The sequence below is a fragment of the Bacteroides sp. Marseille-P8574 genome (genome assembly GCF_902825465.1).
In the GTDB taxonomy this organism is placed as follows: Bacteria; Bacteroidota; Bacteroidia; order Bacteroidales; family Bacteroidaceae; genus Bacteroides; species Bacteroides uniformis.
The window spans coordinates 1,124,218-1,136,933 of the sequence record NZ_CADEBE010000002.1 but is presented as its reverse complement, the minus strand read 5'-3'; the positions used below and the strand labels follow the sequence as shown (position 1 = coordinate 1,136,933).

The 12,716-nt window shown below is 39.1% G+C and carries 6 protein-coding genes; all 6 read left to right on the top strand.

What is annotated here, in order from left to right; genetic code table 11:
• The first annotated feature begins 10 nt into the window (after positions 1-10).
• Entirely contained in the window at positions 11-1,600 is a 1,590-nt protein-coding gene (locus tag HUX74_RS17400; protein ID WP_174647096.1) for a sulfatase, read from the top strand.
• Between the two features lie 25 nt (positions 1,601-1,625).
• Positions 1,626-2,801, top strand: coding sequence for a sugar MFS transporter (locus HUX74_RS17395; protein WP_174647095.1), 1,176 nt, complete (start codon positions 1,626-1,628; stop codon positions 2,799-2,801).
• A gap of 511 nt (positions 2,802-3,312) precedes the next feature.
• A complete protein-coding gene (locus tag HUX74_RS17390; protein WP_174647094.1) occupies positions 3,313-6,798 on the top strand; it encodes a glycoside hydrolase family 38 C-terminal domain-containing protein in 3,486 nt (1,161 codons plus the stop codon).
• A 31-nt stretch (positions 6,799-6,829) separates the two neighbouring features.
• The gene (locus tag HUX74_RS17385) at positions 6,830-9,913 is read left to right on the top strand and encodes a TonB-dependent receptor (protein WP_117600491.1); all 3,084 of its coding nucleotides are present in this window, start codon (positions 6,830-6,832) and stop codon (positions 9,911-9,913) included.
• Positions 9,914-9,925: 12 nt separating this feature from the next.
• A complete protein-coding gene (locus tag HUX74_RS17380; RefSeq protein ID WP_229034688.1) occupies positions 9,926-11,884 on the top strand; it encodes a RagB/SusD family nutrient uptake outer membrane protein in 1,959 nt (652 codons plus the stop codon).
• Between the two features lie 24 nt (positions 11,885-11,908).
• Complete coding sequence (locus HUX74_RS17375) at positions 11,909-12,640, top strand: DUF3823 domain-containing protein (protein WP_117964149.1); 732 nt, start codon at positions 11,909-11,911, stop codon at positions 12,638-12,640.
• Positions 12,641-12,716: the final 76 nt, after the last annotated feature.

Here is a 12,716-nt window from a genome sequence, read left to right as displayed (position 1 = left end):
GAAATATGTTATGAAAAATAATCTGTTTTCCACTTCTATGGTTGTACTGCCGATAATATCGGCAGTACAACCTATTTGGGCCCAGAAAGTGTCCAATAAACCGTTGAATATTGTTTGTATTTTTACGGATGACCATGCTTTCCAGACCATAAGTGCTTACGGACATCCTATTTCAAAGTTGGCTCCGACACCTAACATTGATCGTTTGGCTGGGAATGGCATGCTTTTTACGCAATCTTTTGTAGAGAATTCCATTTCAGCTCCAAGCCGGGCGACCCTTTTAACGGGCTTGTATAGTCATCAGCACGGACAGACGAGGTTGGGGTGCTGTTTGAATCCACAGAAACAATGGTTTACTGAGCTGCTACAAAAAAAAGGATATGTAACTTCAGTCTTTGGAAAGTGGCATTTGAATGTTGAGCCGAAGGGGTTTGACCATTATGACATTCTTTTTGATCAGGGTGAATACTATAATCCCAAGTTCCGTCGTCCTGATACAAACGGAGAATATATAAAAGAAAAAGGATATGCTACCACGTTGATAACCGATCATGCCATAGAGTGGTTGGAGAAAAACATCTCCGATGAGGAGCCTTTCTGTGTCCTTGTAAATCACAAGGCACCTCATCGTAATTGGATGCCTGACTTTCCCAATATGCATTTATTTGAGGATGTGGATTTTCCGGAACCTGAAACGCTATTTGATGACTATACGACACGTGGTCCGCAGATGAAAACTCAGGAGCTGACAATTGATCGGCACATGGGATATGCGTTCGATTTTAAGGTGAGAGAATTGAAGAACAAACCTACATTGCAATATATTAGAGACAGTTGGCTGATGGCAATGGCTGAGATGGATAGCGAACAGCGTGCTACATGGGAAGCTATTTATGACAAGAAAAATGAAGAATTCCTGAAAAATCCTCCGGTTGGAAAGGATTTGCTTCGGTGGAAATATCAACGGTATGTAAAAGAGTATTGTCGGACTATCCGTTCGGTAGATGAACAAGTGGGCCGTTTGCTTGATTATTTGGAAGAAAAAGGAGTTCTGGATAATACAGTGATAGTTTATACCTCTGATCAAGGTTTTCTGTTGGGAGAGCATGGACTGTATGACAAGCGCTTTATGTATGAGGAGTCTTTCCGTACACCTCTGATTATTTCGTGCCCTTCTTTAGTCAAGAAACATTCGGTATGCAAAGAGCTGGTGCAGAATATTGATTTGGCACCGACTTTCCTGAGCCTTGCAGGAGTGGAGGTGCCGAAAGAGATGTCTGGGCGCTCTTTATTACCGTTGTTTAAAAATGGAAAGGCGGAAAATTGGCGAAATGAGTTATACTATCATTTTTACGATTATCCGGCAGTGGGTAGTGTACGCAAACATGATGGCATTCGCACTAAACGCTACAAATTGATTCATTGGTATGGAGAGGGTAGTGGGAATGATGAAGCTATTGACTTTTGGGAATTGTATGATTTGAAAAAAGATGTGATGGAGGTCAATAATGTATATGATAACCCGAAGTATGTAAAAGTACGGGAAGTACTGACTGTTCAATTGGAAAAACTGCGTAAAGACGTGGGAGTGACAGAATAGACATTTTATATAAAAATCCATGAAAATGAAAAAACAAAACTCTATAATGACAGCCTTTCCGGTACTTTTCGGTTTCTTTGTGATGGGCTTCTGTGATATTGTCGGTATTTCATCAGACTATGTTCAGCGTAGTTTTAACTGGTCACCTATGATGACCGGGTTTGTACCTTCAATGGTGTTTGTTTGGTTCTTGTTTTTAGGAATTCCGATAGGTAATCGGATGAATAAATGGGGACGTAAGAATACCGTACTTGTTAGTATGGTGATTACAATTGTAGGTATGATTCTGCCATTATTGGCGTATGATGGTGTAACTTGCATGGTGGCTTATGCCTTGTTGGGTATAGGAAATGCTATTTTACAAGTTTCTTTAAATCCGTTGCTTAATAATGTTATAACTAACAAAGCTTTCCTGACAAGTAGTTTGACAGTTGGGCAGGTAATAAAAGCGGCTTCTTCTTTAGTCGGTCCGGAGATTGTATTGCTGGCTGTCCATTATTGGGGGATGGATAAATGGTATTATTGCTTCCCCATTCTTGGCTTCATCACTTTATTGTCGACAGTTTGGCTGATTGCAACCCCTATTGAACGGGAAAGAAATGTTGTGTCGAACAGTGATCTTTCCATGAGGAATACGTTTGCTTTGCTGCAAGACCGGACTATTCTATTACTGTTTTTAGGAATTTTCTTTATTGTAGGCGTGGATGTGGCGACAAACTTTATTAGTTCGAAACTTATGTCTATCCGTTTTGGATGGTCTGATGAGCAAGTAAAATTTGCTCCTCAAGTCTATTTCCTCAGTCGTACGATTGGCGCTTTGTTAGGGGCGTTCTTATTGACCCGTATTGCAGAAATGAGGTACTTTCGTATAAATATTGTAGCTTGTGTTGTTTCGCTGCTAGTTTTAATAGGAGTGGAAAAGGATGTGGTGAATATAGTTTGTATTGGTGCAGTAGGCTTTTTTGCTTCATCAGTTTTCTCTATTATTTATTCAATGGCTTTGCAGGCGCGTCCGGAGAAGGCAAATCAGATTTCCGGTCTAATGATTACAGCTGTTGCCGGGGGGGGAGTGGTAACTCCAGTTATCGGTTTTGCCATCGGTACTGTAGGTATTATCGGTGGTGTTGTGGTGACGTTGGCCTGCGTATTATATCTAACGTATTGCGCTTTTGGTATAAAAGTAACTTCTTGTGTAAAGTGATTCGTTTTTTGATACTATTAATACATCATCATTTTTATTTTTTAAGCGTCTTCGTTTTCGAAGACGCTTTTTTTGTGTTGTATGGTTTCTTTGGTATGATGATTTAATGAAAATATAATTTTATACCTTATAATTAATGTATGAACATTAAAGTGTGTTGTGTAATCATTTTGATAAATACGGGCTTTGCTGGGATGTTATTTTTTGAAATGTTTGTTTTTTAATATTGTATTTAAAGATATTTTTAAACATAATTAGTTAATTGTTAGTTGTTTAAGTTTTAATGTGTATTCTTTTATAAATAATTTAGTGATAAATTAATTTAAGTTTAGTTTGACTTTTAATTTATTACATCTCATTTTTTTATAAAAAAAACTTTGTTTTACTTTTGCTTTTTGAATTTATTATATATATTTGCTGTGTCTATATGTTCATACATATAATGAGGTTTGTTTTTGTTGAGACTACTTTATATGTTTAGCAGTTTTATTAAAAACTAATATTTTGTGGAATGAAAAAAATCATTACCGTTATTTTGTTATTAATGATGTTCATTACCGGATATGCACAACGTATTGTTGTGTATAAACAGTTGGATGAGAGCTTAATTAAAGTATCTGCCAGCAGCGAATTGAATAAAGGAACTATTTGTTCCGTAGTTAATGGAGATGGAATGCAGGGGTGCTATCATGTGGCTAATAACCTGGGACATGGCATGTGGTTGTCTGAAGTTTCTAAAAAGCCAGTTCGTTACAATAAGTCTACTCATGAAGGAGTTGTCTGGTTTTTGTGTGATTTTGGTAAAAGTAGAAAATGTCCTGAAGTAGATTTGATTCAGATATGGAACTATAATCAGAATGAGCATACTCGGCGTGGACTCAATAAGGTATATATAGAGTACTCAGAGGATGGGAATAAATGGCAATTACTAAAGAATGGTGATTTGGAATATTATTTAATTCCTGAATCGGTAGGACGTAATCCTGGATCCGTGGATTTTTCTTTGGATACTAAAGGTATAAAAGCACGTTATATATGCTTTACGGCTGCGTTGGATGGAGAAGGTAATCATTATGATCGTAAGAATCCGGTTGTGATACAGGAAGCTGCTGATATGCATCAGAATGTGGATTACTATGGTTTGAGCGAAATTCGTTTTTATAAAAAAACAGTGGTTTCAGTACAATCATTGGGAAAGCTTGATGATATTTCTTTTGTGGCTGGGCAAGGCTATCTAAAGAGTGCTGAAGGTCCTAAACGAGAATTCTTATTACGTTTTAATACTCCATTGTATGCTGGGGCTACCTTAACGTGTCAATTAGGTGATAAAATATGGAATGCTGAAATAGAGGCTTCAAAGACTGGGGTGGATGAGTACAAAGGATGTTTCCCTGCTGGATATATGGAAGAGACCTCTTCTTTAGAGATAAAGGTGAATAGCCGTCAAGGTTGTGTGAAACGTAAATATGAAGTGCCAGGAGCAAGAAAGTGGACTGTTTGCTTTTTTCCGCATTCTCATTTGGATATCGGATATACACATCGCCAGGATGATGTGATGAAACTTCAATGGCGTAATTTGGAACGCGCACTCGATTTAGCTGAGCGTACTAAAGAATATCCGGAAGGTTCACGTTACTGTTGGAATACGGAGGCTACATGGGCAGTTGCTGCATATTTGAAAAAATATGCAGCAACTGAAAAGGCTGAACGTTTGAAGCAGGCCATTCGCGATGGTATTATTAATGTTGATATGTCTTTGGGAAGTATTTTGACTGGGATTAGCCGACAAGAAGAATTGATGCATATTTTTGATGATGCACATTGGATTAGTGATGAAGTGGGAGTAGAGCTGAATACTGCAATGATGAGTGATGTGCCTGGGCAAGCTTGGGGATTGGTCACTGCAATGGCTAAGAATGGAGTGAAATATTATTCACCCGGACCAAATTATGTACCTTTTTATGGGAGGATAGGAAATGACCGTGCTGCTGCTTTACATGTCAGATGGGGTGATAGACCTTTTTATTGGCAATCTCAATCAGGTACTGATAAAGTACTTGTATGGCAGGCAGGGCGCGGTTACTCATGGTTTCATGGCTGGTTGGCTAACCGTATCGGAGTTTGTGGACTTGAGCCAATCTGGGACTATTTAACAGAATTAGAAACTGAGGAGTTTCCATATCAAACTTGTTATTTACGTTATACAGTTCATGGTGATAACGGCCCTCCCGATCAATCAATGTCTGATGTAATCCGTGAGTGGAATGAACGTTATGAGTCTCCTCAATTCCGTATATCAACTGCCCGTGAGTTCTTTATGAAATTCGAAGAACAATATGGCGCTGAATTACCCGTCTTTGCTGGTGACATGACTCCCACTTGGGAAGACGGAGCGGCTTCTACTGCTTGTGAGACAGCAATGAATCGTACTACTGCTGCACGCTTGGCACAGACTGAAACTATTTGGAGTATGCTTCATAAAACAGACGCTTTCCCAGATAAAGCTTTTAAAGAAGCATGGAAAAATGTGATACTGTTTTCTGAGCACACTTGGGGGGCTTCTGCTAGTGGAACTGACCCGCATTCTAAATTTACAAAAGATTTGTGGGAAGGGAAAAAAGCTTATGCTGATAATGCAAGTAATCAGTCTCAAATATTATATAAACAGGCTTTAAGCCCATTGCATGTCGACAAAGGTGGGGATTTTGTACATGTGCTGAATACAAATCTTTGGAATCGTACGGATGTAGTGTTTTTGGATTCAATGGTCAATTTGAATGAAAAAGAATTGATAACCAGGACTGGTGAAAAAGTAGAGACACAGCGTCTGTATGATGGCCGTTGGGCTTTTGTTGCTGAAAATATACCAGCACTTTCTTCTGAGGTATATCAAATCGTCTCGAAGAAAAAGAGTTCAAGACGTTTCGTTTCCATGATTGCAGAGAATAAAATATTAAATAATGGAATTGTACGCGTTGAAATTGATGAGGTGAAAGGTACAATTAGTTCTTTCAAAAGAGTTGGTGACTCTTATGAATATGCTTCGAATAGCGGTTTGAATGATTATTTATATACTGGAAGATATGCTTCTGACCCACAGGGAATCGAACAGATATTAAATATAAGAGTGTTGGATGATGGAGCGGTTGCTGCTACACTGCGTATAGAGTCTAAAGCTCCAGGATGTAATACTTTATGGCGTGATGTGACAGTTTACAAAGGGATAGATAGGGTAGATATTTGTAATACGTTGGATAAGCAGGATATTTTAGATTTTGAAAATGTGCGTTTTGTTTTTCCATTCAATATTCAGCAACCTGAAATTACAATGGATCTTGCCATGAGTGAAATTCATCCTGAGCGTGAGCAACTGGAGGGAGTAAACAAACATTATTATTCATTGCAAAACGGATTGGCTGTGGGAGATTTGGAGCATGCAGTCTGCCTGACCACCGTTGATGCGCCTTTTGTTGAACTGGGTTCGCCCTCAGGGCTTGATTATCGCCTGAATCCCCGTCATGGATATGGCTGGTGGCAGTCTGCCAAGATATCGCCGATTGTCTATTCATGGGTAATGACGAATACATGGAGGACTAATTATAAAGCATCACAAGGAGGCACAGCGAAGTTTCGCTATTCTTTGCAGCCTTGTAATCCGCTTGACCTGAAATTGAAACAGCGAGGAGCTGAACGTGAGATGGAATTGGTGGCTGTAGCCAGTCGTTCTTCTCAGAATATAGAGCAGTTGTTTCGGTTGAAAGGACGCCATCGTATTGCATTATCCAGTATCAAACCTGCTGACGATGGAAAGGGATATATTGTCTGCCTGCACAATATGGGTAAGCAGAGTGTTTGTTCATCATTTGTTTGGGGTAGTATAAGGCCGCGTGAAGTAAGTGTATGTGATTATCGTCAGAAGGCCTTCAGACCTTTTAATGACGAGATGTTTTGGATGAAGCCTTATGAATATATCATGTTGAAAGTAATAATAGAATAATCATCAAATTGCAATTTTAAATTTAATAAGTATGAAAAAGTTAGTGGTACAGAATCTTTTAAAGGTTTGGTTGTGTGCAATGGTGTCGTTCATGACAGTGACGTTGTATGCACAAGGGAACTCTTTTAAGGTATCGGGTACAGTAAAGGACAACACCGGTGAGCTGGTGATTGGCGCCACTGTCATTGATACCAAGACAAAAAATGGATGTGTGACGGACGTTGATGGAAACTTTTCTTTAGAGGTGACGCCAAATTCGTCGATTAAAGTAAGTTTTATTGGATATAAGTCACAGACGATTGCCATCAAGGCAGAACAGAAGGTTTATAATGTCATCCTTCAAAGTGACAATGTTTTGATTGATGAACTGGTAGTGGTAGGCTATGGAGTGAAAAAGAAACAGACATTGACCGGTGCTGTGTCTGCCGTAAACACGAAGGACATTGTTTCTACAAAAAATGAAAGTTTACAGAATATGCTGACTGGTAAGATTGCCGGTTTACGTGTGGTTCAAAATTCAAGTGAGCCGGGAGCTTTCAATACATCGATGGATATTCGTGGACTGGGGAATCCACTGGTGATAATTGATGGTATTCCTCGCGATAATATGGCACGCGTTGATCCGGAAGATGTTGAGAGTATTTCTGTTTTGAAGGATGCCTCTGCTTCTATCTATGGTGTACGTGCTGCCAATGGCGTAATTCTTATTACCACCAAAAAAGGTGCGCAAGGGAAACCGGAAATTAATTATTCGGGTAGCTTTACTTGGCAAATGCCTTCCAATTTCCCAGATTTGGTTACTTCACAAGAATGGATGACATTGGCTAATGAAAAGGGACGTCATAATGTAGATGGTGGAGGAGCTTCTTATTCTGATGAAGAAATAGCCGCTGCACAGACTACAGATTGGAAATCAGCAGTATTACGTGGTTCTGCGCCTCAGACACAACATTCCATCAATATTTCAGGTGGGACGGAACGTGTAAATTATTATGCGAGTGTTGGCTATCAAGCGCAACAAAGTTTCTTGCAGACAGATGATATGAATTACGATAAATGGACAATGCGTAGTAATCTTTCTGCCAATATTACTAAGAATCTGAAATTGGATGTTAATCTTTCAGGTTTGATGGATGAGCGTAATACACCGCATTATGGTGCTTATGATATTATTCGTGGTCTTTGGTTGATGCAGCCGATGGATCCCATTTATCAGGAGAATGGCGGTTTTACCCAGCCTTCAAACTCTACTTTGATGAATCCGGTGGCGATGATGGATAAGGATGTTGTAGGATATAAAACTTATAAGAGCAAATGGTTTCAGTCAAGTTTTTCATTGAGTTATGATGTACCTTGGGTAGAAGGATTGAAACTAAAGGGGTTATATAGTTACGATTATATAATGAATGATAATAAGGAGTTTGAAAATACTTGGAAATCATATCGAGATAATCAGGTATGGACACGTAATGATCCTCCTAAAGTAGGTCGTACATTCTATTCAAAAGATAATACTTTATGGCAAGTACAAGCTAATTACTCTCGTGAGTTTAATGGGCATAATATTGATGCGATGCTGCTGTTTGAGGAATCGACTTATAAGGGGGATAACTTTAATGGTAAAAAGGAACTTTCTATTCCTATAGATCAAGTTTTTGCCGGAAATGCTGATAACCAGCAATTTGGACAGAGTACTGCTGCTTCTGCCTTGTTTGATAATGCCAATCAAGCATTGGTAGGGCGTGTAGCTTACGATTATAAGTCCAAATATCTTATTGAATTTGCTTTCCGTTATGAAGGTTCTTCAAAATTCCCTGCAAATTCACGTTGGGCTATGTTTCCTTCAGTGTCAGGGGGATGGCGTGTCTCTGAAGAAAAGTTTTGGAAAGAATCTTCTTTGAATTTCATTAATAACCTTAAAATACGTGCTTCTTGGGGTAAGATGGGTGACGATGGTGCTTTAGCGTATCAGTTCCTTAATGGTTATACGTATCCGGTAGGTGGGGCAGCATATGCGATGCCGGGTGGTGCCATTTTTGATGGCTCATTTGTCAATGCTTCTGCAACAAAGGGATTGGCTAATCAAAGCATCTCATGGATTGAAGCTAAAACTTTTGATATAGGTTTTGATTTGGAAGCATGGGATGGCCTATTGGGATTGACTGTTGATTATTTCCGACGTGATCGTGATGGATTACTGACCACTCGGGCAGCGAGTCTTCCGGGAGTAGTGGGAGCCGCATTGCCACAAGAGAATCTGAATGGAGATATGACCCGTGGATATGAAATAGAAATAAGCCACCGTAATACCATCAATGAGTTCAGTTATGAGATAAAAGGAAATTTTGCGTATGCCCGTTCAGAAAATAAACATGTGGAAGGTGCGCGGAAAGGTAATTCTTATTTGAATTGGAAACAAAATTCAAACGATCGTTTTACAGATCTTTGGTGGGGATATGGGGCCGGCGAACGTTTTACTTCATGGGATCAAATTTATTACAATTCTATTTATATAGGACGTGGTTCTGTACTCGGTGATTATAACTATGAGGATTGGAACGGTGATGGTTGGATTAATGAATTGGACGAACATCCTTTGACGAACACGGGAGACCGTCCTTTGATAAATTTTGGTTTGACGTTTAATGCAAGTTGGAAAGGTTTTGATGTAAGTCTGTTGTTGCAAGGAGCTGCCAAACGTCATATCTCTTATGATGAGTTGCTTTACAATCCATTGTGGGCTAATACAAATGCTTTGGATCAATTTATGGATCGTTGGCGTCCTGCTGATAGTCATGCAGATCCTTACGATCCGGCAACTAAATGGATTAGCGGTCATTATGCTTACACTGGTTCACTGCCGAACCGGAATTCAGAATTCAATATGCAAAATGCTGCTTATCTGCGTTTGAAAACAATTGAAGTGGGATATAGTCTTCCTAAATCATGGTTGACTAAAATTGGTGTACAAGGGCTGCGTGTTTATTTAAGCGGTTATAACTTGTTTACCATTACCGGATTGAAATATTGTGATCCTGAATTCCCGTCAGGAAATTATGGATATAACTATCCTTTAAATAAAACAGTTACTATTGGAGCAAATCTTAAATTTTAAATGAATATCAACATGAAAATTAAAAAATATATCTTCGCATTTGCATTATGCATGGGGTCATTGACTTCTTGTGTAGATCTGGACATCCCACCAATGAATATTGTTGGTGATAATGATATTTTTGGAAGTACGGCGGGGGTTACAAGCTATATGGCCCGTTTGTATAGTACGTTGCCTGTAGAAGACTTCCGCTATTCGCATGTAAACATGTTCTTTTCGGGAGGTTCTAATTTTGCGCAACCTTCTTGTTTGACTGGTGAAGCTATTAGCCGTGACACGAAGGGGGCAGAAGTTGAAACAGCAAACTATTGGGATGCTGCGTATGCCTTAATACGTGAAACGAACTATTTTATAGAAACACTTCCCAAATATGCTGATTCACATTCTGCTACTGAAATTGAAAGTTTGTTGGGCGAAGCGTATTTCATTCGTGCTTATACTTATTTTGCATTAGTTAAGCGTTATGGTGGTGTACCTATTGTTAACACAGTAATTGATTATCCGGCTACAGTAAGCATTCCTGAAACACAATTGTTCCGTGATTCGGAAGAGGCTGTCTGGGATTTTATTTCCAGTGATTTGGACTACGCTATTGCGCATTTGTCTGCAAAGAACCAAAAAGGACGTGCCAATAAATATGCAGCTGCAGCTTTGAAATCGCGTGCTATGCTTTATGCTGGAAGTATTGCCAAATATAATGATGTGAATGAAGTTTATAATGATGCGCGTATTTGCGGAATTCCAGCAAATCGTGCTGCCGATTATTTTAAACAGGCTTATGAAGCATCGAAGATTGTTGATGAAGGAGGTTATGCTCTTTACAAAGGGGACTGGGCAGCTAATAATAAGGATGCACAATATACTAATTTCGTGAATATTTTCTTGAAAGATACGGAAGAGAATATTTTCGTGAAATATTTTGATTATCCGGACTGTGTACATTCATATGATTGTTTTGCACAGCCTACGCAAACCTCTACCGGTGGTAGCAACACAGAAATTTGTCCTACATTGGATTTTGTAGAAATGTTTGAAGGTTTTGAGAAAGATGCCGATGGGCATTTTGCTAACATGAACACGGAAGGTTATTATAAATTGTATGAAACAACAATGGAACCTTTCAAGAATGCCGAACCTCGTTTGCGTGCTACTGTATTGCTGCCGGGTGACGAGTTCAAGGGTGAATCCATTGAAATCCGTCGTGGTATTTGGGTTGGAGAAGGTGATAAAATTTCTCCTCTTCTTCCTTCAGAAGATACCTATGGCTTTTATGATGATTATAGTGCTTACGCTAACGATGCGACGAGCTTGCTGAAATTAGCCAGTCGCGAATCGCAAAATACGGATGCTAATGCAATTCTGTTAAAGGATGGTACAATGATGAAGCGTGCAGGGAAAAGTGGTACAGTGAAGAATCAGGAGATAGGCTGTACGGTTTCCGGTTTCCTTATTCGTAAGTATTTGAATCCTGAACAGAAGAATACAACTTGGAATCAGTCTGTTACAGATTGGATTGACATCCGTTATGCAGAAGTGTTGCTCAATCGTGCCGAGGCGGCTATGGAACTTGCAGCTGTGGGTAGTGTTACCGATGATGCCGATAAGAATTATGTAGAGGAGGCTTTCCGCTGTGTGAATCTCATTCGTGAACGTGCAGGTGCTACGTTGCTTGCTTCTTCTGCAGAAACTTCAATTGATGTAGTGCGTATAGAGCGTCGTAAAGAGCTTGCTTTCGAAAATAAAACTTATTGGGATTTGAAGCGTTGGCGTATTATTGATGATGAACAGTCTACACGCAGATATCGCACTTTGCAGCCATTCTTTGCAGCAGATGCCATGAAGTATTTCATGGATATCAAGGAGCAGGAATATGGATATACTTATACTTATGATACACGTAATTATTATCAGCAGATTCCGACTGGTGAAATCACTAAGAATCCGAATTGTAAACAAAATCCAGGTTATTAATTATAAGAAACGAAACATTCAATTATGAAAAAGTTAACATATATTTTGTTGTCCTTATGCTTATTGGTAAATTTTACCTCTTGCGATGTGGATAATTATGGAGAACCTGAAGAAACTTTCCGTGGTGCTTTTATTGATAAGGAAACTAAAGAACCTTTCCAAACAGCTATTGGTAATACCGGCATTCGTATCCGTATGATGGAATATAGCTGGAGTGATACTCCGGAACCTTATGATTTTAATTGTATGCAGGATGGTACTTTCCAGAATACCAAAATATTTGCAGGCAATTATGGTATTATTCCTGAAGGTGCTTTTGTGCCATTGGATGAAGAGATTATTGATATAAAAGGTACTGTAGAGAAAACTTATGAGATTGAGCCACTGTTGCGCGTGAAATGGGTAAGCGAACCTCAGGTCAATGCAGATGGTACTGTGGAGGTGAAGGTTATAATTACTCGTGGTACAAATAATCCGGATTACCAACAACCGCTTACCGAAGCTTGGTTATTTGTGAGCGAAACGAGTTATGTCGGAGATTTCAACTTCAGTCCGCGTTTTTCTACTCAGTTGTTAGGGGCAGCTTTAACTGATGTTTTAGGTAAAGAAATTACTATTAAGACAAAAGGCCAATTCCCTGATTATTCGCGTAAATTCTTTTTGCGTGTAGGTGCTCGTACTACAAAAAGCTTTAGCGGTACCAATCGTTATAACTATACAACAATTAAAGAAATCACAACTATAGCACGTAATTAGTAATAATCTGGATGAGAGTGTATTGGAACCTTGATAAGCACATTGTTTGGTCTGGGTTTTGTACACTCTCATCTCT